The sequence below is a fragment of the Cellulomonas sp. P5_C6 genome (assembly GCF_054049635.1).
The window spans coordinates 1-20,698 of sequence record NZ_JBFULZ010000060.1 but is presented as its reverse complement, the minus strand read 5'-3'; the positions used below and the strand labels follow the sequence as shown (position 1 = coordinate 20,698).

The following is a 20,698-nucleotide window of genomic DNA, read 5'->3' as shown; positions in this document are numbered from 1 at the left end:
GCCCCGGCGGAGGTGGCGCCCGCCCGGGCACGCGCCCCTGACCCCGACCGCGCCCGCCCGTCCCCGAGCGCGCCCTCCCGTCGCCGAACGCGCCCTCCTGGGGGCCGCGCTCGCCGACGGGGGGCCGCGCTCGCCCACGGGGAGGCGCGCTCGGCGACGCACGGCGGCGCTCGCCGACGGGAGGGCGCGCTCTGTGATGCAGGGAGGCGCGCTCGCCGACCTGGAGGCGCGCTCGGTGACGCAGGGCCGCGCTCGGCGGCGGTTCGTCAGGCGAAGACCGGGACCTCGAGCGCCTCGGCCGGGACCTGGCCGGGCAGGCCGGTGCCCGTGGTGATCCGGCGGCGCAAGCTGACGTTGATGTACCAGCTCCACGCGTTGTGGCAGATCTCGAAGCACTCCTGCGCCGGCACCAGCCCGAGGTGCGTGAACCGCAGGCGGCTGCCGGAGCCCTCGGGCGTGATCTCGAACCGGATCCGCGTACCGGTCCACTCGGCCTTGTCCTCGACGAAGCTCAGCTCCGCCTCGAGGACCAGCCACTCGACCAGCTCCCCCGGCACCACGTCGGTCAGCCGCTGCCGGGACACGTGGATGGGCTCGTTGTGGAACACGAACTCGTCGCCCAGCTCCGCGGTGCCCCCTTCGATGGCGTCGACCCACCAGCCGCGGACGTCGGTGACGGCGGCGAATACCTCGTCCGGCGTCTGGTCCACCGTGTAGGTCGTCGTGAAGTCCTTCTCGCTCATGACGTTCTCCATTCTGCAACTATCAGGTTGCATCACGGTAAGCCGCCGACGGGCGATGTGCAACCATCAAATTGCAGGTACGGAACCGGAGTCAGCGCCCCGTGACCCGCGCCTTGCCGGCCGCGAGGTCGAACAGCGTCGGCAGGACCGTCTCGCCGGCCACCCGCAGCCCGTCGTGCAGGTGCTCGTTGGTGATCCAGACCTGCAGGTTGCCGACGGAGGTCGCCAGGGCGAGGTCGAGGTCCACGTACGGGTCGTCGTAGTACTGCACCGCCGCCACGGGCACCTCGTTGACGGCCAGCCGGTCGAGGTCGTACAGCGCCGGCCACGACGTCCGCGCGGCCAGCTCCTCGGCGGCGCCCCGGAACGGCTGCAGCGGCCGGTGCTGGGCGTACATCCACGGGAAGATCGCCTCGCCCGTCAGCTGGAGAGGCCGCGCGGACGCGGCGAACGACGGCCACCGGTCGTGCTCGGACTGCGCCGCCCAGCCGGGCTCGCGGGTGCCCTGGTGGTAGATGACCTCCTGCAGCACGGCGTACAGGGGCCCGCCGGCGAACGAGGTGTGCTGCGCCACGGACGCGAGGAAGCCGTCGGAGAGCGAGCCGTCCGTGGCCAGCGCCGTGTCGAGCAGCCAGTGCACCTCGTCGATCCCGGTGCTCATCCCGAGCGCCTGCCCCAGCTGCTGCAGGCGCTCGACGGTGAGGCTCTCGCCCGTCGGCAGGGTGACGTCGGAGTCCGCCGCGAGGTCGGCCAGGCGCCCGAGCAGCGGGACGTCCGCCGGGTGCAGCCGGGCGAGCTCCCGGTTCCGCGCGGCCTGGCGTCGGTACGTCGCCGCGTACACGTCCTCGGCCGTCACGGTCGCCGGCGGCAGCCCTCCGGTGACGAAGCAGCGGGTCAGCGCCGATGGGTGCTGCGACAGGTACGTGAGCGTGAGGAACCCGCCGTACGACTGCCCGAGCGTGGCCCACCGCCGCCCGCCGTACACGGTGGCGCGCAGGTGCTCGGCGTCGGCGACGATCGCGTCCCCGCGGAAGCACGCGAGGTAGTCGGCGGCCTGCGCTGCGTCGGTGAACTCGCTGATCACGCGACCGTCCACCGGCGACGACCGCCCGGTCCCGCGCTGGTCCAGCAGGATCACGCGGTACTTCTTCAGCGCCTCGGCGATCCAGCCACCGCCCAGCGGCCGCGGCCCCTGGCCGCCCGGTCCGCCCTGCAGGAACAGCAGCAGCGGCAGGTCGTCGGCAGCCTTCTCGGGGTCCACCAGCTCGCGGGCGAACACCTCGATCGACCCGAACCGGTCCGGCGACTCCCAGTCGACCGGCACCTGCACGGTGTGGTCACGGACGGTGAAACCGGTCATCGCGTAGGCCATGAGGGCCAGCCTAGGGTTGCGGCCGCGAGGGCTCCGAGTAGGTTCGAACGAGGCACTCCGACCGCGCGGTTCGGGCCGACGACGCCCCGCAGGGGTACCGCGCACCGGGGCGCTGTCGAGGGATGGCCTGCCATGCGCGCGCTCCGACTTCTGCCCGTCGTCCTGCTCCTCGCGCTGGTCCCGGGACCGGTCGCCACCGGCGCCGCCGCCGCGGACCCCCCGCCGTACAAGGACCCGACCAGGCCCGTGAGCGTCCGGGTGGCCGACCTGCTGGGCCGCATGACGCTCGACGAGAAGATCGGCCAGATGACGCTCATCGAGCGACGCTGGGTGACCGCCGACGGGCTGGCCAACGGGCGGATCGGCGCCGGGTTCTCGGCGGGGAGCGGCAGCCCGGCGACGAACACCCCGACCGGCTGGGCCGACATGTACGACGGCTTCCAACGGGCGGCGCTGACCAACCGGCTCGGCGTCCCGATGATCTACGCCATCGACGCGGTCCACGGCGTCGGCCAGCTGCCGGGCGCCACGGTGTTCCCGCACAACATCGGTCTCGGCGCCACGAACGACCCCGCGCTGGTCCAGGACGTCGGCCGAGCGGTCGGGCAGGAGGTCGACGCGCTCGGCATCGACTGGAGCTTCTCGCCGGTCGTCGCCGTGGCCCGCAACGACCGCTGGGGGCGCACCTACGAGTCGTACAGCGAGGACACGGCCCGGGTGTCGGCCCTGGCCGGCGCGCAGATCACCGGCGAGCAGGGCGCCGGCATCCTCGCCACGGCGAAGCACTTCGTCGGCGACGGCGGCACCACGGGGGGCGACGACCGCGGCAACACCGAGGTCACCGAGGCCCAGCTGCGGGCGATCCACCTGCCGCCGTTCCGGGCGGCGATCGACCGGGGCGTCGGGACGATCATGGTCAGCTACTCCAGCTGGAACGGCGCCCTCATGCACGGCAACCGCTACCTGCTCACCGACGTGCTCAAGGGCGAGCTGGGCTTCACCGGCATCGTGGTGTCGGACTACGGCGGCGTCGACTACCTGGACGGCGACGGCACCTCGCTGAGCGGCGACGACGTGCGCACGGCGATCAACGCGGGCGTCGACCTGGTGATGGTCCCGGACGACTACGACCACTTCCACGGCCTGCTCAGGCAGCAGGTCGAGCAGGGCGGCGTGGGCATGAGCCGGATCGACGACGCGGTGAGCCGGATCCTGCGCAAGAAGTTCGAGCAGGGGCTGTTCGAGCACCCGTTCGCGGACCGGTCGCTGCTGGGCCAGGTCGGCTCGGCCGCGCACCGGGCCCTCGCGCGGCGGGCCGTCGGCGAGTCGGTCGTCGTGCTCAAGAACGAGTGGGGCGTGCTCCCGCTCCCCCGCAGCGCGAGCAAGGTCGCCGTGGTCGGTGCCGCCGCCGACTCCGTCGGTCTCCAGTCGGGCGGCTGGACCCTCGGCTGGCAGGGCACCACGGGCAACGCGATGCCGGGCACGACGATCCTCGAGGGGGTCCGTGCGGCGGTGAGCGCGGGGACGACGGTCACCTACTCGCGCGACGGCACGGGGATCGACGGCTCGTACCAGAGCGCGATCGTCGCCGTCGGGGAGAAGCCGTACGCCGAGGGCTGGGGCGACGACACCGGCTCGATGCGCCTCACGCCGACCGACCGGGCCGTGCTGGATCGGGTGGAGGCAGCGGGCGTCCCGGTGACGTTGGTGCTGGTCAGCGGCCGGCCGCTCGACATCGACCAGGAGCTGGGAGGGGTCAGGGCCGCCGTCGCGGCGTGGCTGCCGGGCACGCAGGGCGACGGGATCACCGACGTGCTGTTCGGGGCGCGCGCGCCCACCGGCACGCTGCCGATGACGTGGATGGTGGACTCCGCGCAGCAGCCCATCAACCCCGGCGACGGGAAGACACCCCTGTTCCCGCTCGGCTACGGGCTCGGCTTCCCGGCGACCCAGAGCGCCTACGACACCATCGGCGCCGTGTTCTACGACGACCAGCGCGGCACGCAGGTCGACCGCTGCACCGACGTCGGCTGCGGGCAGGCGGTCGGGCACGTCGCGGACGGCGACTTCGTCGGCTGGTTCGACGTCTCGTTCGAGGCCGGCGGCCCGTCGGCGGTGTCCGTGCGGCTGGCGTCGGCCGCGACCGTGACGGGGAACCTCGACGTCCGCCTCGACACCCCGAGCGGTCCGCTGCTCGCGCGCTTCGGCACGTCCTCGACCGGCGGCTGGCAGCAGTGGGTCACGCGGACGTCGCCGACGTCGCAGCGACCGACGGGCGTGCACCGCGTCTACCTGCGCGCCTCGTCGTCGTCGGCGGCCGATCTGGTGAACATCAACTGGCTCCGGTTCACGCGCTGACGCATCCTGGTGGCCTACCCCTCTGGAGGCCCTCCTGACCAGCGCGCGCACCGCCCAGGGCACCGGCGTCGGGTTCCGCACGGAACGCGGCCCGATCCTGGTCGCCATCATGGTGACCACCGGCCTGGTCGCCATCGACGCCACGATCCTGGCGACCGCGGTGCCGACGATCGTCGCGGACCTCGGCGGGTTCACCAGCTTCCCGTGGCTGTTCTCCGTCTACCTGCTCACGCAGGCGGTGAGCGTCCCCATCTACTCCAAGCTGGCGGACACCATCGGGCGCAAGCCGATCATCCTGCTAGGCATCGGCCTGTTCCTGCTCGGCTCCGTCCTGTGCGGGTTCGCGTGGTCGATGCCCGCGCTCATCGCGTTCCGCGCGGTGCAGGGGCTGGGCGCGGGGGCCGTGCAGCCCATGGCCATCACGATCGCCGGGGACATCTACACGGTCGCCGAGCGGGCCAAGGCGCAGGGCTACATCGCGAGCGTGTGGGCCGTGTCGTCGGTGGTCGGGCCGACGCTGGGCGGCCTGTTCTCCGAGTTCCTCAGCTGGAACTGGATCTTCTTCGTCAACGTCCCGCTGTGCCTCGCCGCCGCCTGGCTGCTGGTCCGCTACTTCCACGAGACCGTCGAGCGCACCCGGCACCGCATCGACTGGGCCGGCGGCGCGCTGCTCACCACGGGGATGAGCCTGCTGATCCTGGCCCTGCTCGAGGGCGGGAACGCGTGGGAGTGGGTCTCCCTGCCGAGCATCGGCGCGATCGTCGTCGGCCTCCTGCTGCTGGTGGCCTTCGTGCGCGTGGAGCAGCACGCGGCCGAGCCGGTGCTGCCGCTGTGGGTGTTCTCGCGACGCCTGCTGCGCGCCTCCGCCCTGGTGGCGGTGGGGGTCGGGGTCATCCTCATCGGGCTCACGTCGTACGTGCCGTCGTTCCTCGAGGCCCTGCTCGACGTCTCTCCGCTGACCTCGGGCCTGACCCTGGCGGCGCTCACGATCGGCTGGCCCATCACCGCGTCGCAGTCGGGACGGCTGTACCTGCGGTTCGGGTTCCGCACGACCATGCTCATCGGGTCCAGCGTCGTGGTCCTCGGGACCGTGGGGCTGGTGCTGGCGTCGATGCACCCCTCGGTGCTCGCCGTCGGGCTGGCGTGCTTCGTCGCCGGCGCCGGGATGGGGCTCGTGGCGTCGCCCAGCCTCATCGCCGCGCAGTCGAGCGTCGGCTGGGGCGACCGGGCCGTGGTCACGGGCGCCAACCTGTTCTCACGGTCCATGGGGAGCGCCGTCGGTGTCGCGGCGCTCGGCGCCCTGGTCAACGCCCTGCTGAACGGCGAGAGCCCGGCGCAGGACCCCGCACTCTTCGGCGACGCCGTGACCGTGGCGTTCGCGGCCGTCGCGGTGGTCGCCGTCGGGCTGGTCGCCGCGTCCGCCGCGATGCCGCGGACCACCGTCGAGCACGGCGTCACCACGCCGGGCGCGGCCTCGCCGGCGGGCGCAGACTGAGTCGTCCACTCGACCGACGGAAGGGCGGTGCCATGGGTATCGAGGATCTGGCAAACCAGGCGAAGAACCTGCTCGACGGCCACGAGGAGCAGGCCAAGGACGCGCTCGACAAGGCCGGCGAGGCCGTCAAGGCGAAGACGAGCGACGGCCAGGACGGGATCGTCGACAGCGTGGTCGAGAAGGCCAAGAGCCTCCTGGACGACCAGAAGTAGCCCGGGCACGACGATGCTCCCGGTCCCCGGACCGGGAGCATCGTCGTGCGGGTCAGTCCTCCTGGAGGCAGAGCACGGACGACGACTCGCCCTCGCCCTCGAGGTACATCTCGTCCGGGCACTGCTCCGGGTCGTCGACCTCGGAGACGGCCTTGTACTCGTGGTCGTCGTCGCACGAGACCAGGAGCGCGTTGTCGTCGCCGTCGATGTGCCAGCACGAGCCCGCGGTGTCGGACAGGGTCTCCTGCCCGAAGAACGCGGCTGCGGCGGAGACGCCGGACCCGACGACGAGCACGAGACCGACGATCGCGACCGCCCTGGCCCCGCCCTTGATCGCCGGGGCCCCCTCCTTGCGGGACGACCGGTACGCGGTGAACGCCCTGACCAGCGACGCGACGCCGAAGATCATGCCGCCGTACCAGTAGACGCCGGTGGTCGAGTTCGAGGTCACGACCGTGGAGATGGCTCCGCCGAGGAAGAACGCGATGCCGACCCAGAACGACGTGACAGCCTGCTTGTGGTGTCGCGCAGCGTTGGTCGACTCCCCCGCCAGCGGGACGCTGTCCTCGACCCACAGCTGCCAGCCCGGCGGCGGCGCGGGCAGCATCGGGTCGGGCGTCCACCCGGGCTCCGGCGTGAACCCCTCCGGGGGCGGCGGCCAGTTCGGGGGCGGGTTGAACTTCACGGCGATCTCCGATCTGTGCGAGCGCTGAGCACGCTCTGTGACGACCACTCATCGGTTGCCCGGGGCCGTTGCTTGAGGCTCGGCGGGAATGCGTGTACCCGGCCGAGCGGTTCACCCCGGTATGCCACTGACAGGGGAGTACCGACCGAGCACGTCCGCGTGGGCCCGCAAGCAGGCCGAGACCTACGAGCGCACCGGCGGCGCCGAGGCCAACACATTGAAGGGCAAGCCCGTCATCGTCCTGACCTCCCTCGGCGCGTCGAGCGGCACGCTTCGCAAGACGGCCCTCATGCGCGTGGAGCACGACGGTCGGTACGCGGTCGTGGCGTCGAAGGGTGGCACCCCCGAGAACCCCTCCTGGTACCGGAACCTGGTCGAGCACCCGCACGTCGAGCTGCAGGACGGCCCGGTGAAGAAGGACTACGTCGCGCGCGAGCTGTCGGGCGCCGAGCGCGACGAGTGGTGGGCGCGCGCCAACGAGGTGTGGCCGGCGTACGCGGGCTACCAGACGAAGACAGACCGTCTCATCCCGGTGTTCGTGCTGGAGCCGACGGACGACTGAGTCTCAGCCGAGCAGCAGGTACCAGCCCCCGACACCGATGACCCCGCCGAGGATCGGCGCCGCCACCGGCACCCACGCGTAGTCCCACTGCGACGAGCCCTTGTTCTTCAGCGGCAGCACCGCGTGGACCATGCGGGGTCCGAGGTCGCGCGCGGGGTTGAGCGCCGGGCCGGTCGGTCCGCCGAGCCCCGCGACGAGGCCCCACACCAGGAAGCCCAGGGCGAGGTGCGCGACGGCCGGCTCGTTCGCGGTCAGCGGCGAGTGCACGATCGCCAGGGCGCAGGAGAACAGGATCACGGACCCGAGCAGCTCGCTGAGGAACCCGTTCAGGCGCGAGTGGGCGGCGTTGATCGTCGAGAACGTCGCGAGGATGTCCTCGGGGTCCGTGGTCTGGTCGTAGTACGGCTTGTGGGTCACGACGATGGCGCACTGGCCCGCGATCGCGCCGAGCATCTGGGCGACGATGTACGGCGCCACCTCCGACCACGGGAAGAGCCCCCACGTGGCCAGGCCCAGCGTGAACGCCGGGTTGATCAGGTTGCCGCTGATCCCGCCGAACATGATCGCCGGGATCATCACGCCGAACCCGTACCCCATGGCGATCAGCGACCAGCCCCCGCGGTACCCCTTGGAGCCCTTGAGGTGGACGTTGGCGACCGTGCCGTTGCCCAGGATGATGAGGATCGCGGTGCCGATGAACTCGCAGGCCAGCCGCACGCCCAGGCTGTAGGACGGATCCATCGGGCCCCCCGCTCGTCGCTCCCCGGACCGTCAGCGTGGCACAGCACCGGCCCGGTGCACGAGGGCCGCGAGCGCGACGCCGACCGCGTACGCGAGCAGGTCGACGGCGGCGAACGTGGTGCCCAGCGCGTACCGGGCGACCGGCACGGCGTCGACGATCCGCGCCGGGATCCCGGTGAGCTGCGCGAGCTCGACCAGCACGCAGAACCCGAGGGCGACCGCGGCGACCGTGCGCGGCCTCGCCCGGGGCGCGGCGACGACCACCAGGGCGTAGACGAACGCGGCGTAGACGGCGTCGCCCAGGGGGTCGGCGAACGTGGCGTCGACGCGGCTGACCGCGATCCCGAGCCCGACGAGCCCGACGGCGACGAGCGCGGCGACCAGCCGAGGGACACGCCGGCGCCCGTCCGTGCTCGTCACGGGCGACATCAGCTCCTCTGGCACACCGCCGACCGTAGGTGCCGGCGTGCGGAGGTCCTGTCAGGCGGACGTGTCGGTCGTGCGCTCGTACAGGTCGATCTTCAGCTCGATCGCGTCCAGGTGGGCGGCCACCTCGACCAGCTCGAGCCGCACCCGGTCGCGGTGCGCCCGCAGCAGCGCGAGCCGCTGGTCCTCGTTCCCGTCGCCGGCCCGGACCAGGTCGGCGTACTGCCGGACCTCGCGGATCGGCATCCCGGTCGCCCGCAGCCGCGTGACCATGCGGATCCAGCCGAGGTCCACCTCCGAGTACCGCCGGTGGCCCGACGACGCCCGGTCGACCGTGTCGAGTAGCAGCCCGTCCCGCTCGTAGTAGCGCAGGGCGTGCGTGGTCAGACCGGTCACCTGCGCCGCCTCGGCGATGCTCAGGGAGACGTCAGCCCGCGGGGTTCCCGATTCCACCATCACGCTCATGGCCCCGATGGTTGCTCTTCGAGTGCGCTCGAAGTCAAGCCGAGCCGCGCACAGACCTCCGCGTCCCCACGGCGATCCGCGGCGCACCGGCGGGTCCGGGCACCCTCGGGCCGTGGACGACAGGCGGCGATCACCGTGGCCGTGGCTCGTCGCCCTCGCGGTCTGCGTGATGCTCGGCGCGGGCGCACCCGCCTGGTCGCAGGCGCGCGTCGCCGCGCGGTACGCGGTCACCGCCGACGACCTCGCGGCGGGCCGGGCGTCACTCGACGCGCTCGCGGTCCGGGGCCGGGCGCCCACCACGGGCTACGCGCGGGAGCGGTTCGGGCAGCCGTGGGCCGACGTCGACCGCAACGGCTGCGACACCCGGAACGACGTGCTGCGGCGCGACCTGACGGAGACCGTGCTCGACGGCTGCGCGGTGCTGAGCGGCACGCTCGACGACCCGTACACAGGCGTCCCCATCCCCTTCGCCCGCGGGCCCGCGTCCGCCGACGTCCAGATCGACCACGTCGTCGCCCTCGCCGACGCCTGGCAGACGGGCGCGCAGGCGTGGACGCCGGCCGTGCGCGAGGAGTTCGCCAACGACCCGGCCAACCTGCTCGCCGTCGACGGCCCGGCCAACCAGGAGAAGGGCGCCGGCGACGCGGCCACGTGGCTGCCGCCCAACCGCGGGTACCGGTGCGTCTACGCGCTGCGGCAGGTCCGCGTGAAGTCGGCCTACGGCCTGTGGGTCACCCGGGCCGAGCACGACGCGCTGGACCGTGAGCTCGGCCGGTGCGTCGTCGGTACCGTGAGGTCACCATGAGCCTGCGCCTCCCGCCCCTCCTCCTCGGCCCGACCACCAAGGGCGTCTGGGCGCCCGCGCCGGTGACCCGGTCCGAGTTCGTCGCCGCAGGTCACACGCTGTTCGACGGCGCGCTGACCTGGCCGGCGCTGACCCTCGACGCCGACGCGCTCGCGCACAACATCGCCCAGCTCGCCGCGTTCACCGCCGAGCACGGCCTCGCGTTCGCACCGCACGGCAAGACGACCATGTCCCCCGAGCTGTTCGCCGCCCAGCTCGACGCCGGGGCCTGGGGCATCACGGTCGCGACCGGCAACCAGCTGCTCGCCGCGTACTCGTTCGGGGTCCGGCGCCTGCTCGTCGCCAACGAGGTGCTCGACCCGACCGTGCTGCGGTGGATCGCGTCGGTCGACGACGCCGAGATCCTCTTCTGCGTCGACTCGGTCGAGGCGGTGGACATCGCCGCGGCGGCGCTCGACGGCGGCCGGGTCCGGGTGCTGCTCGAGGTCGGGCACGCGGCCGGTCGGACCGGGGTCCGCACGGGAGACCAGGCCCTCGCGGTCGCGCAGCACCTCGCCCGGACGCCGGGCATCGAGCTCGCCGGGGTGAGCGCCTACGAGGGCGGGCTGCCCGACGTCGACTCCGCGCGGGAGTTCCTGGCCGCCGTGCGGGCCGTGGCCGAGATGCTCGTCGGCGCCGGGCTGCTGCGCGAGCACGTCGTGCTGTCCGCCGGGGGGTCCGCGTACTTCGACGCGGTGGCCGACGTGCTGGGCGGGACCGACGTCGCCGGGGTCCCCAGCACGACGATCCTGCGGTCCGGCTCGTACGTCACGCACGACCACGGCACCTACGTGGCGTCGACGCCCTTCGCCCGGATCGTCGGTGACCTCCGGCCGGCGCTGCGGGTCTGGGCGCAGGTGTCGTCGACCCCCGAGGACGGTCTGGCGCTCGTCGGCGCCGGCAAGCGCGACGTCCCCTACGACTCGGGCCTCCCGGTCCCCCTCCGGCGCCACCGCCCGGACCAGGACCCGGTCGACATCACCGGCTGGACGGTCACTCGGACCAACGACCAGCACGCCTATCTGGAGGGCTCGGGGACGGACCTGCAGGTGGGCGACCTGCTCGAGCTGGGCATCTCGCACCCGTGCACCGCGTTCGACAAGTGGCGTGCGATCCCGGTCCTGGACGCCGACCACCGGGTGGTCGACGTGGTCACCACGTGGTTCTGATCAGTCGTCGTCCGACGTGAGGCGCCCGGCGACGACGTCGATCTCGACCTTGATCCCCGCCAGCTGCGATCCGACGGTCGTGCGCGCCGGCTTCGGGTACGGGAAGAACTCGCCGTAGGCCTCGTTGAACTCCGCGAAGTCGGCGAGGTCGGCCAGGTGGACGGTCGTCTTCACCACGTCGCCGAGGTCGAGGCCGGCGGCGGCCAGCGTGGCCTCGACGTTGCGCAGCACCTGCCTGGTCTGGTCGGCCACCGACTCCGGGATCGCGCCGGTCACCGGGTCCTGCGGCCCGAAGCCCGCGGTCCACACGAGGTTGCCCAGCCGGATCCCCTGCGAGTAGTTCCCCGCGGGCTGCGGTGCGTCGGGGGTGCTGATCTTCTCGCGGGTCATCGCACTGCCTCTCGAGGTGGTGAGCGGTACGGGGACCAGTCTCCCTCTCAGCGCACCGGGCGCCCGGGGAGCGCGCCGGTGAGGCGCCCGTCCCGGAGGGCCGGGACGCCGTCGACGAGCACGGCGTGCACGCCGGCGGCGAGCCGGCGCGGGTCCTCGTACGTCGCGTTGTCGATGACGGTCGCGGGGTCGACGACCGCGAGGTCCGCGCGCCGCCCGACGTCGAGAGAGCCGCGGTCGTCGAGCCCGAACCGTCGGGCGGCCGTGGTCGACAGGTGCCGGGCCGCGGTCGGCCAGTCCCAGTCGCCCAGCTCGCGGACATGCCGACCGAGCAGCCGGGCGAACGTGCCCCAGCCGCGCGGGTGGGGGTGGCCGCCGCCGTAGATGCCGTCGGACCCGGCGCAGTGGGCCGGGTGGCGCAGGAGCGCGCGCATGGACTCGTCGGAGTTGGTGGGCGGCTGGTCGAACACGCAGCCGACCTGCAGGTTCGTCGTGACCAGCAGGTGCAGGGCCGCGTCGGCGGGGGTCATGCCGAGCCGGCCGGCCACCTCGAGCAGCGACAGACCCTCGGCCCAGGGCAGCCCCGGGACCCAGGCCAGAGTGACGCGCGGCCAGACCTCGTCCCGGGCCGGCAGCCGCGAGCGCACAGCGGGGTCCGCCAGCAGCGCGAGCGTCCGGTCGGCGTCGGCCAGCGGCAGCGAGTCGGGCAGCGCGACCAGCGCGAGGATCGACGCGCCGCGCAGGTACGGGTACGCGTCGAACGTCAGGTCCAGCCCCCCGACCAGGGCGTCGTCGACCAGTGGCCCCAGGCGCCCGGCGGGCCCGTGGTAGTGCGAGACGTGGGTGCCGACGCCGGTCGCGCGGGCCAGGTCGAGCAGCTCCGCGAGCGCCGCCGGTGCGCGGTCCTCATAGCCCCGCATGTGCGAGACGTGCGGGCGGCCCCGGCGTGCGAGCACCGCGCACAGGGCGACGAGCTCGTCCCGGTCGGCGGACGACGCGGGCGCGTACTCGAGCCCGGTCGACATCCCCCGGGCGCCGTCGTCGAGACCCTGCTCGAGCAGCCGCACCATCGCCGCGACCTCGCCGGGCCGCGCGGGCCGGTTGTCGGCGCCCATGACCGCGTACCGCAGGGTCCCGTGCGGTACCAGGTACGCCGTGTGCACCGTCGTCGTGCGGTCGTAGGTGCCCAGCAGGTCGGACACGGACCCGCCGCGGAACGTCGGGTGGGAGCCGTTGATGGCGGCGAAGTACCGCTCGGCGTACTCCGACGCCCCGGACCCCGCCGGGGAGGGTGCGAACGAGACGCCGTCCTGGCCCAGCACGACCGTGGTCACGCCCTGGTGGGTCAGCGCCGCCTGCACGTCCGGGTCGAGCACGGCCGCGTCGCCGTGCGCGTGCGCGTCGACGAAGCCGGGCAGCACGAGCAGGCCGTCGGCGTCGAGGACGTCGGCACCGTCGACCGGCAGGTCCGGACCGATCTCCGCGATGCGGTCGCCCACCACCCGCAGGTCCGCCCGCACCGGCTCGTCGCCCACCAGCACCCCACCGCGCACCAGGATCACCGGTCGATCATGCCCGCTGGAACGCATCGGGATTGACGATGGATTCGCCGCGGAGCACCGTGATCGTCATGACCGAACCGACGCCCGCCGACGACCCGCAGGCCTTCGCGCGCGCGTTCGAGGCGGCGTTCCAGCAGGCCTACCTGCGCTTCCACCGCCGCGACGGCAAGCGGGCGCAGATGTCGGGAGCGTCCCGGGCGGTCCTGCTGCACCTCGCGCACACCGGTCCGCTCACCGTCGGCGAGGCGGCCAAGCACCTCGACCGCGCGCAGTCGGTGGTCAGCGACATCGTCAGCCAGCTCGAGGCCAAGGACCTGCTCGCCCGCGAGCCCGACCCCGTCGACCGCCGCCGGACGTTGGTCTGGCTGACCCCGACCGGGTTCGACGCCCTCGACCGCGAGCGCCAGGTGCTGTCCACCGAGCTGCTGGCCGGTGCGGCGGCGCGCCTCTCCCCCGACCAGCGCACCGCGCTCGTCGGCGCCCTGGAAGCCCTCAACGAAGGAGCACGACCATGAGCCACGACCTGCACTGCGACAGCTGCGGCATGCCCATCGAGTCCGGCCGGTACTGCGCGTACTGCACCGACGCGGACGGCAACCTGCAGGCCTTCGACGAGCGGTTCGAGCGGATGGTCGGCTGGCAGGCGCGCCACAACCCGTCAGCCCCCCGCAAGCAGCTCGAGGCCGAGACGCTCGCCCACATGGCGACGCTACCGGCGTGGAAGGACCACCCGCGCGTCGTCGGCCGCTCGGTGTGACAACGGTAGTCGCCCTCACGCCCGAGCGCTGGCCGGCGCTCGAGGAGCTCCTGGACGCGGGCGGACCGGCCGCCCGTTGCTGGTGCATGGCGTACCGGATCGGGCCGTCCTACCGCCGCCGGCCCGCGGCGGAGAACCGCGCGGACCTGCGCGAGATCGTCGTCACCGGCCCTCCGCCCGGCCTCCTCGCCTTCCGGGACGACGTCGCGGTCGGCTGGTGCCAGGTCACCCCGCGCGACGACGTCCCCGCGCTCGACCAGCAGTGGCGGGTGCGCCGCGTCGACGAGGTGCCCGTCTGGGCGATCACCTGCTTCTACGTGCGCAAGGGTCACCGCCGCGACGGGGTGATGTCCGCGCTGATCGCCGGGGCGCTCGACCTCGCACGGGCCGCCGGAGCGCCCGCGGTCGAGGCGTACCCGCTCGACGGCGCCGTCTCGCCCAGCGCGACCAGCATGGGCTACGCGACGACGTTCGCCGCCGCGGGGTTCGCCGAGGTGGCCAGACGCTCGCCGGAGCGGCCGATCATGCGGTACGTCCTTCTCTAGAGCTGCAGCCTCTACAGCTGGAGCCCGATCAGCCAGCTCGCGCCGAGGGCGAGCGCCGCCAGGCAGACGAGCAGCAGGATGACCACCCAGACGCCGCCGGGCAGGTGGGTCAGGCGGGCCAGCAGACCGGCGTCGGACGTGTCGGCGACGCCGCGGCGACGGGCCCGTCGGCGCTCCGACTGCATCTCGAGCACTGCGCGCGGCGCGCCGAGCAGCAGGAACCACGTCATCGCGTACGCGGCGATGCCCTGCACGGTCGCCGAGCCCCAGACGGTGATCGCGACCAGCAGCGCGCCGGTCACCAGCACCGCCCACAGGCCGTACCAGTTGCGGATCTGCACCAGCACGAGCACGAGCACCACGAGCAGGATCCAGAGCAGGGCGACCGCGTACCCGCGGGACAGCAGCCACGCCGCGCCGACGCCCAGCACGGCCGGCCCGACGTACCCCGCGGCGGCCGTCGCGACCATGCCCGGACCCCTGGGCTTGCCCACCGAGACCGTGAGGCCCGACGTGTCGGAGTGCACCCGGATGCCGGACAGGCGTCTGCCGACGAGCACCGCCACCCCCGCGTGCGCGGCCTCGTGCACGATCGTCAGCCCGTGCCGGGCGACGTGCCACGCGGTCGGCACCACGAGGACCAGCAGCACCGCCCCGGCCGTAGTCAGGACCGCGGTGCTCGAGGGCACCGGCTGCGGCGTCGTGAGGTCGTGCCAGGCGTCGCCGAGCCAGTCCACGGGCACTGTCCTCCGGTCCGTCGTCGTCCGACCGGACGGTCGGGCTGCACGGACCTTACCCAGCGGGCGGAGCCTCGGCGGGGAGCACCACGTCCGTGCCCGTGGCCGTGATCCGGACGCCGGTGCCCACCACGGTCGCCCCCGACAGCTCCAGGCCCTCGGGCAGCCCGCTGACCGGGATCTCCACGTCGGTGAGCCGCTTGCCGATCGCGTTCGGCAGGTCGTCCACGGACACCGTGAGCCCCGCGATCTGCACGTCCTCGACGTTGACCAGCAGCTTGCCGTCCTCGACCCGCGGCACCAGGTTGGCCGCCAGCGTCAGGCCCAGCACCTTGCCCGACGCCTTGAGCGACGTCCCGTCGACCGCGACGGTGACGTCGAGCTGGGACTTGTCCTTGACGATCTGCTCGATCGACGCCGTCGGCAGCGTCGCCTCGATGGTCGCCGTGCCGAGGGTGTACGGCTCGGACGTGCTCACGTCCTGGGCCTCCACGGTCACGTCGGTGGCCTTGATGCCCTCGAGCGTGACCCCGTCCACCTGGCCGGAGACGTCGTTCAGCGACCCCGACAGCAGCTGCGTGAGGAACGGGAACCCGCCGATCTCGATCGTCGGCGTGCCGACGACCCCGTCGAGGTTCTGCTCGATGGCGTCGGCCACCCGCTGCTCGGCGGTCGCCTCCGTCACCCGGTCGGCGACGAACACGCCGCCCACCAGCACGACGACCGCGACGACTCCCACGACCACACCGCGTCCGCTCACGGGCCTCACGCTAGGGCCTCGCGGCTCACGGGCGCCTCTCGCACCCGATCCCGTCGTTGTCCCGGTCCAGCTTCGGCGCGTAGCCGGGGTCGCCGACGTGCACGGGCGCGGCGCCGGCGGCCCAGGCCTCCGTGCAGTTCTGGAAGGGCCCGGTGACGGCGCCCGGGGCCGCGGGCGGCTGCTCCACGACCGCCGGTGGTGCCGGCGCGACCACCGCGGGCGGCGCGGGCACGACGACCGCCGGCGCCGGCTCGGCCACCGCCGACGGCGGCACCGCCGACCCCACGGGCAACGGCTCGGTCGGGCACGTCGACAGCACCCGGACCATCGCGTCCTGCTCCGCCTGCGTCACCCAGAGCCCGTAGGTGTACTTCACGGCCACCTGCCGCGCCACGTACGGACAGCGGTACGCCCGGTTCGGCGGCAGCCACGTCGCCGCGTCCCCGTCGCTCTTCTGCATGTTGAGCGGACCGTCCACGGCGAGCAGGTTCAGCGGGTCGTTGGCGAACGCCTCGCGCTTGCCGGTCTCCCACTGCTGGGCGCCCTTCTGCCACGAGTCCGACAGCGCGACGACGTGGTCGATCTGCACCGCCGTCGTGGTGTCCTGCCCGCGCACGAACGCGATCGCCGTGCCCGAGTACGGGTCCTGCAGCGTCCCCGACGCCACCACGCAGCCGTTGGTCCCGGCCTTGAGCACCTGGTCTGTGAGGTCCCGGCGGAGGATGTCGTTGCGGGTGTCGCAGCCGTTGCGGTCCACGTCCTTCCACGCCTGGCCGTACAGGTCCCGGTCATACCCGGTCTTCGGCGCGCGGCCCTTGACGGGGAGCAGCGCCACGGTGGCCAGCGCCGTCGGAGACTGCGCGGCGTCGGCGGGCGGAGCCGGCTCGGGCGTGGGCAGGGCGGTGGTCGGGTCCGTGGGGCTCGGGCTCGGGCTCGGGATGCTGGTCCGGGTGGGACTCGGCCGCTCGGTCGTCGGCGAGGCCGACGCCGTCGGTGCCGCTGCGTCCTTGGCGGGCGGCGCGACGGCGGCGCGGACGACGAACGCCAGGCCGATCAGCGACGCCAGGACCAGGGCGACCACGACCAGGATCCGGGCCGGCGCCCGGCGCGACCGCGTCGGGGGCTCCTGGGCCGGAGGGTCGACGACGGGGTCGTCGTCCCACCACGCGTCGCCCGTCGGTCCCGTCACCCCTTGAGTATCGGCACGTCGCGGACCGCCCGTGACGGACGTAGGTCGCGAACGGGACGTGATCCGTCCCACGTGCTGGACACCTCGGGAAGATGCTTGCGCCCCGCAACCTTGGGTCTGGCATGGCCCGGATCCCCGCGACGCGTGTGAGCGTCGGCTTCGTCCTCCTGCTGTCGGCGCTCACCGCCGTCGGCCCCCTGACGTTCGACACGTACCTCGCCGCGTTCCCGCAGATCGCGGCCGACCTGCACGCGCCCGCCGCGGCCGTGCAGCTCACCATCGCCGCCTCCCTCGCGGGCCTCGCCCTGGGTCAGCTGCTGTTCGGCTCGATCTCGGACGCCTTCGGCCGGCGCCGCCCGCTGCTCGGTGCGCTGTCCGTGTATGTGCTCGTCTCCGTCGGCCTCACGCTCGTGCAGAACATCACCGCGTTCACCGCGCTCCGGTTCGTGCAGGGCTTCACCGCGGCCGCCGGCATGGTGATCTCGATGGCGATCGTGCGCGACAAGTACGAGGGCCTCGCCGTCTCCAAGGTGATGGCGCGGCTGATGCTCGTGGTCGGCGTCGCCCCGATCCTCGCGCCCACCATCGGCGCCCAGCTGCTGCTGGTCGGCTCGTGGCGGCTGATCTTCGTGTTCCTCGCCGCCACGGGCGCGACGCTGCTGGTCATCGCCTCGTTCGCGCTGCGCGAGTCGCTCCCGGTCGAGCTCCGCCGGACCGGCGGCACCGGGGCCGCGCTGCGCACGTACCGCGACCTCATCACCGACCTCCCGTTCCTCGGGCTGGCCCTGATGTCCGCGTTCTACCTCTCGGCGATGTTCACCTACGTCGCGTCGTCCACCTTCGTGTTCCAGGACGGGTACGGCCTGTCGCCGCAGCAGTTCGGCTGGGTGTTCGCCGCCGGCGCCGTCGCGATCACGGCCGGGTCGCAGGTCAACGGCGCGCTCGTCGGCCGGTTCACGCCCGAGCAGGTGCTGTCCGGCGCCGTCGCCGCGGGCCTGGTCCTCAGCCTGTCCCTCTTCGCGACGACCCTGCTCGGCGCCCCGTTCTGGCCCGTGACCGTGCTGCTGGTGCTGACCCTCGGCACCGCCGGCTTCGTGCTGCCGTCCGCGCCGGCCATCGCGCTCGCGTCCAACCCGCACCGCGCCGGGTCCGCGGCCGCCCTGCTCGGCGCCCTGCAGTTCGGGTTGGGCGCCCTCATCGCACCGCTGACCAGCCTCGGCGGCACGCCGACGCCCGTGACCATGGCCGCGGTGATGGCCGGGGTGATCGTCGTCGCCTCGATCCTCCTCGTGGCCGTGCGCCGGTCGTGGGCACGCGGTCCGGTCGCCGAGGCCGAGCTCGTCGTCGCGGCGGCCTCGGTCACGGGTGCCGTCACCGACCGCGCACCCGTCCCCTTCGTCGGCGCGGGTGTCGAGTCCGAGGCCCTCGTCCGCGAGCGCGCCGCGGCCGCCTCGGTGCAGGTCCGTGCGGCCGCGCCGAGCGCGAGCCGGGGAGAGCCGGGCCGCGGGCACGAGGTCGAGTCCGATGCGGTGCCCTGCCCCGGCTGACCCGCCGCGTGGCGGGCACGCGTCGGAGCTTCCGCGCGCCGTCATCACATCGCAACCAGGCATCGACAGATTGTTGTGGCGTGGGTCACATTCGCGACCTAGCCTGAGCGGTACACGCTCGATGAAGGACGCCCGATGCGCTGGCTGCTGATGTTCGCCATCCTCTTCGTCCCGGCGCTCGTCTTCATGGCGATCTGGCAGCTGTTCCCGTCGCCCGACGATCCGCCGCGGTGGCGCACGTTCGTGGCCGCACGCCTCGAGCGCGTGGCAGCCCACCTGCGTCGGGAGCGCAAGCCCGAGTTCGACCCGTTCATGACGCTCCGCGTGCAGGAGAGGCTCGGGGTCGTTGCCGACCACGTGCGGTCGCTCGAGCTGGATACCCACACCTTCGCCCGGGCGGAGCGGATCATCGCCTCGCAGCTCGCGTACGACCAGCTGCTCGCCGAGGCGTGCCACCTGGCCGGCGTCGAGGTGCAGGTGGTCGCCAAGGGAGACCCGGCCGAGCGCTTCCGAGAAGAGGTCGAGCTGGCCTCCCGCGGCTGGGCCTGGTGACCGCGACGGCTCGCCGCTAGCGGACCGCGCCCGTCGTCCGCTCGGCCCGATCAGCCCGCGCGCACCGACACGGTGCTCGGACCCTCGGGCGTCGGCCGGACCTCGATGCGGTCGGCGATCGACTGCTTGAGCGCCTCGACGTGCGACACGACCCCCACCACCCGGCCACCGGCGCGCAGGCGACCGAGCTCGGCGAGCACCTGGTCCAGGGTGTGCGGGTCGAGCGAGCCGAAGCCCTCGTCGACGAACAGTGTGCCCAGGTCGATGCCCCCGGCCTCGGCGGTGACGACATCAGCCATGCCGAGCGCGAGGCACAACGACACGTAGAACGTCTCGCCGCCGGACAGCGTCCGCGGGTCGCGCGGGTGCCCGGTCACGTGGTCGACCACGCGCATCGCCAGGCCGGTGTTGCGGGCCCGGACGTCCTCCTTCTCGTCGCTGCGGACCAGCTCGTAGCGGCCGTCCGACATGACGAGCAGGCGGTCGTTGGCGGCCGCGACGACGTCCTCGAAGCGGCGCATCAGCACGAACGTGGCCAACGAGAGGTGGTGCGCGTTGTCCCCGCCGCCCCCGCCCGTCAGGTCGGCCAGGCGGGACACCGGACCCGCGGCCTCGACGGCCTCGGTGAGCGCGGTCGCGGCCGCCAGCACGCCGTCCGCCGCCACCGACGCGGCGGTCGAGCACTCCTCGGCGACGCGCGCCTCCCCCGCGGTCCGAGCGGCCTCGGCCCGAGCCGTCGCCTCAGCCGTCGTCGCGCCGTCGAGGTCGACCACCAGGTCGTCGTCGAGCGCGGCGATGGCCGGCTCCGCCAGCCCGGCGGTGGCGCGGTCCAGCCGAGTCGCGTAGGCCGTGACGATCCGGTCCAGCTCGGCGAGGACGGCCGCGTCGACCGAGGCCGCGGTCGCAGCCTCCGCGGAGTCGAACCCGTGCTCGGCCAGGCCCTCGGCCAGCTCGGCCTGCCGCCGGGCGACCTCCTCCTGCGCCGCGTCCTGCTCGGCCAGGGCGTCCAGCACCGACGCCGAGGCGGCCGCGCGCTCGAGCAGCTCGGCGTGCCGGGCAGCGACCGTCGGGTGGTCCGCCCGCGCCGTCACGACCTCGGCCTCCGACGCGTCGAGGTCCAGCCGCGTGACCTCGAGCCCCGCGCGATCCCCGGCGAGGCGCGCGACCGCAGCGGCGCGCTCGCCCTCCCGCTCGCGCGTCTGCGCGTCGAACCCGTCGAGGGCGGGTGCCAGTCGGGCGACGTCCGCCTCGGCCGCCCGCGCCCCGGCAACGGCGGCACGCGCCACCTCCGTGGACGTCGCGGCCGCCTCGGCGGTGATCGACCCGACGCGAGCACGCAGCGCGTCGGCACGCTCGGTCAGCACGCTGCACCGCTCGGCGGCGGCGGCCAGCCCGGCCTCGGCCGCAGCGCGCTCCGCCTCGGCCCGCTCGACACGCTCGGCGGACACGTGGTCGGCGGCCAGGACGGCCTTGGCCGGGTGCTCCGCCGAGCCGCAGACCGGGCATGGGTCGCCGTCGTCGAGCCGGGCGGCGATCTCCCCCGCGAGGCCGGCGATCCGGGCGGCGCGCAGGTCGCGCTCGACGCCC

The 20,698-nt window shown here is 73.7% G+C and carries 23 protein-coding genes; 11 read left to right on the top strand and 12 right to left on the bottom strand.

Annotated features, from left to right (window positions below; translation table 11 throughout):
* Nucleotides 1-266 precede the first annotated feature (266 nt).
* Both ACXJKG_RS09250 and ACXJKG_RS09245 read right to left on the bottom strand, forming a co-directional pair.
* Nucleotides 267-743: an SRPBCC family protein gene (locus tag ACXJKG_RS09250; RefSeq protein WP_456845470.1), complete on the bottom strand. Its 477-nt coding sequence runs from the start codon at nucleotides 741-743 to the stop codon at nucleotides 267-269.
* A 91-nt stretch (nucleotides 744-834) separates the two neighbouring features.
* The gene (locus ACXJKG_RS09245; RefSeq protein WP_456845469.1) at nucleotides 835-2,115 is read right to left on the bottom strand and encodes an alpha/beta fold hydrolase; all 1,281 of its coding nucleotides are present in this window, start codon (nucleotides 2,113-2,115) and stop codon (nucleotides 835-837) included.
* A 132-nt stretch (nucleotides 2,116-2,247) separates the two neighbouring features.
* On the opposite strand from ACXJKG_RS09245, the gene ACXJKG_RS09240 reads away from it, so the two are divergent.
* The 3 genes from ACXJKG_RS09240 to ACXJKG_RS09230 all read left to right on the top strand — a co-directional run bounded on the left by ACXJKG_RS09240 (nucleotide 2,248) and on the right by ACXJKG_RS09230 (nucleotide 6,180).
* Nucleotides 2,248-4,473 carry a glycoside hydrolase family 3 N-terminal domain-containing protein gene (locus ACXJKG_RS09240; protein WP_456845468.1) on the top strand — a complete coding sequence of 742 codons (2,226 nt, stop codon included), beginning with the start codon at nucleotides 2,248-2,250 and terminating at the stop codon, nucleotides 4,471-4,473.
* A 109-nt stretch (nucleotides 4,474-4,582) separates the two neighbouring features.
* Nucleotides 4,583-5,968, top strand: a complete 1,386-nt coding sequence (locus tag ACXJKG_RS09235; RefSeq protein WP_456845467.1) for an MFS transporter — start codon at nucleotides 4,583-4,585, stop codon at nucleotides 5,966-5,968.
* A gap of 32 nt (nucleotides 5,969-6,000) precedes the next feature.
* Nucleotides 6,001-6,180: an antitoxin gene (locus ACXJKG_RS09230; RefSeq protein ID WP_456845466.1), complete on the top strand. Its 180-nt coding sequence runs from the start codon at nucleotides 6,001-6,003 to the stop codon at nucleotides 6,178-6,180.
* 52 nt (nucleotides 6,181-6,232) lie between these two features.
* Here ACXJKG_RS09230 and ACXJKG_RS09225 read toward each other — a convergent pair whose 3' ends face one another.
* The gene (locus ACXJKG_RS09225) at nucleotides 6,233-6,865 is read right to left on the bottom strand and encodes an LppU/SCO3897 family protein (protein WP_456845465.1); all 633 of its coding nucleotides are present in this window, start codon (nucleotides 6,863-6,865) and stop codon (nucleotides 6,233-6,235) included.
* A gap of 121 nt (nucleotides 6,866-6,986) precedes the next feature.
* Here ACXJKG_RS09225 and ACXJKG_RS09220 point away from each other — a divergent pair, with 121 nt between their 5' ends.
* The gene (locus ACXJKG_RS09220) at nucleotides 6,987-7,427 is read left to right on the top strand and encodes a nitroreductase family deazaflavin-dependent oxidoreductase (protein ID WP_456845464.1); all 441 of its coding nucleotides are present in this window, start codon (nucleotides 6,987-6,989) and stop codon (nucleotides 7,425-7,427) included.
* A gap of 3 nt (nucleotides 7,428-7,430) precedes the next feature.
* Here the strand turns inward: ACXJKG_RS09220 and ACXJKG_RS09215 are convergent, their stop codons facing one another.
* Genes ACXJKG_RS09215 through ACXJKG_RS09205 form a run of 3 tightly spaced genes read right to left on the bottom strand, consistent with a single transcriptional unit; the run spans nucleotide 7,431 to nucleotide 9,059 of the window.
* Nucleotides 7,431-8,168 (bottom strand): MIP/aquaporin family protein, encoded by a 738-nt coding sequence (locus ACXJKG_RS09215; protein ID WP_456845463.1) that lies wholly within the window; start codon nucleotides 8,166-8,168, stop codon nucleotides 7,431-7,433.
* Nucleotides 8,169-8,198: 30 nt separating this feature from the next.
* On the bottom strand, nucleotides 8,199-8,612 hold the full coding sequence (locus tag ACXJKG_RS09210; RefSeq protein ID WP_456845462.1) for a ribosomal maturation YjgA family protein: 414 nt from the start codon (nucleotides 8,610-8,612) through the stop codon (nucleotides 8,199-8,201).
* Between the two features lie 36 nt (nucleotides 8,613-8,648).
* Entirely contained in the window at nucleotides 8,649-9,059 is a 411-nt protein-coding gene (locus tag ACXJKG_RS09205; protein ID WP_456845461.1) for a MerR family transcriptional regulator, read from the bottom strand.
* A gap of 112 nt (nucleotides 9,060-9,171) precedes the next feature.
* Between ACXJKG_RS09205 and ACXJKG_RS09200 the strand changes: the two genes are divergently transcribed.
* Nucleotides 9,172-9,864 (top strand): HNH endonuclease family protein, encoded by a 693-nt coding sequence (locus tag ACXJKG_RS09200; RefSeq protein ID WP_456845460.1) that lies wholly within the window; start codon nucleotides 9,172-9,174, stop codon nucleotides 9,862-9,864.
* A complete protein-coding gene (locus ACXJKG_RS09195) occupies nucleotides 9,861-11,072 on the top strand; it encodes an alanine racemase (protein WP_456845459.1) in 1,212 nt (403 codons plus the stop codon). Before ACXJKG_RS09200 ends, ACXJKG_RS09195 begins: the two co-directional genes overlap by 4 nt.
* On the opposite strand, the gene ACXJKG_RS09190 is transcribed toward ACXJKG_RS09195, so the two are convergent.
* On the bottom strand, nucleotides 11,073-11,462 hold the full coding sequence (locus ACXJKG_RS09190) for a RidA family protein (RefSeq protein WP_456845458.1): 390 nt from the start codon (nucleotides 11,460-11,462) through the stop codon (nucleotides 11,073-11,075). It lies immediately after the preceding gene.
* A gap of 47 nt (nucleotides 11,463-11,509) precedes the next feature.
* A complete protein-coding gene (locus ACXJKG_RS09185; protein ID WP_456845457.1) occupies nucleotides 11,510-13,024 on the bottom strand; it encodes an N-acyl-D-amino-acid deacylase family protein in 1,515 nt (504 codons plus the stop codon).
* 68 nt (nucleotides 13,025-13,092) lie between these two features.
* On the opposite strand from ACXJKG_RS09185, the gene ACXJKG_RS09180 reads away from it, so the two are divergent.
* From ACXJKG_RS09180 to ACXJKG_RS09170, 3 genes are read left to right on the top strand one after another with little or no spacing between them, the layout of a single operon-like run.
* Entirely contained in the window at nucleotides 13,093-13,539 is a 447-nt protein-coding gene (locus tag ACXJKG_RS09180; RefSeq protein ID WP_456845456.1) for a MarR family winged helix-turn-helix transcriptional regulator, read from the top strand.
* Nucleotides 13,536-13,781: a zinc ribbon domain-containing protein gene (locus ACXJKG_RS09175; RefSeq protein ID WP_456845455.1), complete on the top strand. Its 246-nt coding sequence runs from the start codon at nucleotides 13,536-13,538 to the stop codon at nucleotides 13,779-13,781. The genes ACXJKG_RS09180 and ACXJKG_RS09175 overlap by 4 nt, the downstream gene beginning before the upstream one ends.
* Nucleotides 13,778-14,326 carry a GNAT family N-acetyltransferase gene (locus ACXJKG_RS09170; protein WP_456845454.1) on the top strand — a complete coding sequence of 183 codons (549 nt, stop codon included), beginning with the start codon at nucleotides 13,778-13,780 and terminating at the stop codon, nucleotides 14,324-14,326. Before ACXJKG_RS09175 ends, ACXJKG_RS09170 begins: the two co-directional genes overlap by 4 nt.
* Before the next feature lie 11 nt (nucleotides 14,327-14,337).
* Here ACXJKG_RS09170 and ACXJKG_RS09165 read toward each other — a convergent pair whose 3' ends face one another.
* Genes ACXJKG_RS09165 through ACXJKG_RS09155 form a run of 3 tightly spaced genes read right to left on the bottom strand, consistent with a single transcriptional unit; the run spans nucleotide 14,338 to nucleotide 17,012 of the window.
* Nucleotides 14,338-15,063 carry a M50 family metallopeptidase gene (locus ACXJKG_RS09165; protein ID WP_456845453.1) on the bottom strand — a complete coding sequence of 242 codons (726 nt, stop codon included), beginning with the start codon at nucleotides 15,061-15,063 and terminating at the stop codon, nucleotides 14,338-14,340.
* A gap of 55 nt (nucleotides 15,064-15,118) precedes the next feature.
* Nucleotides 15,119-15,823, bottom strand: a complete 705-nt coding sequence (locus ACXJKG_RS09160) for an LmeA family phospholipid-binding protein (protein WP_456845452.1) — start codon at nucleotides 15,821-15,823, stop codon at nucleotides 15,119-15,121.
* 25 nt (nucleotides 15,824-15,848) lie between these two features.
* Nucleotides 15,849-17,012 carry a GmrSD restriction endonuclease domain-containing protein gene (locus tag ACXJKG_RS09155; RefSeq protein ID WP_456845451.1) on the bottom strand — a complete coding sequence of 388 codons (1,164 nt, stop codon included), beginning with the start codon at nucleotides 17,010-17,012 and terminating at the stop codon, nucleotides 15,849-15,851.
* Nucleotides 17,013-17,134: 122 nt separating this feature from the next.
* Here ACXJKG_RS09155 and ACXJKG_RS09150 point away from each other — a divergent pair, with 122 nt between their 5' ends.
* On the top strand, nucleotides 17,135-18,559 hold the full coding sequence (locus tag ACXJKG_RS09150) for a multidrug effflux MFS transporter (RefSeq protein ID WP_456845450.1): 1,425 nt from the start codon (nucleotides 17,135-17,137) through the stop codon (nucleotides 18,557-18,559).
* Nucleotides 18,560-18,694: 135 nt separating this feature from the next.
* Nucleotides 18,695-19,111: a hypothetical protein gene (locus tag ACXJKG_RS09145; RefSeq protein ID WP_456845449.1), complete on the top strand. Its 417-nt coding sequence runs from the start codon at nucleotides 18,695-18,697 to the stop codon at nucleotides 19,109-19,111.
* Nucleotides 19,112-19,161: 50 nt separating this feature from the next.
* On the opposite strand, the gene ACXJKG_RS09140 is transcribed toward ACXJKG_RS09145, so the two are convergent.
* Nucleotides 19,162-20,698, bottom strand: a 1,537-nt coding sequence (locus ACXJKG_RS09140; protein ID WP_456845448.1) for an SbcC/MukB-like Walker B domain-containing protein, incomplete at its 5' end; no start/stop codon positions are given.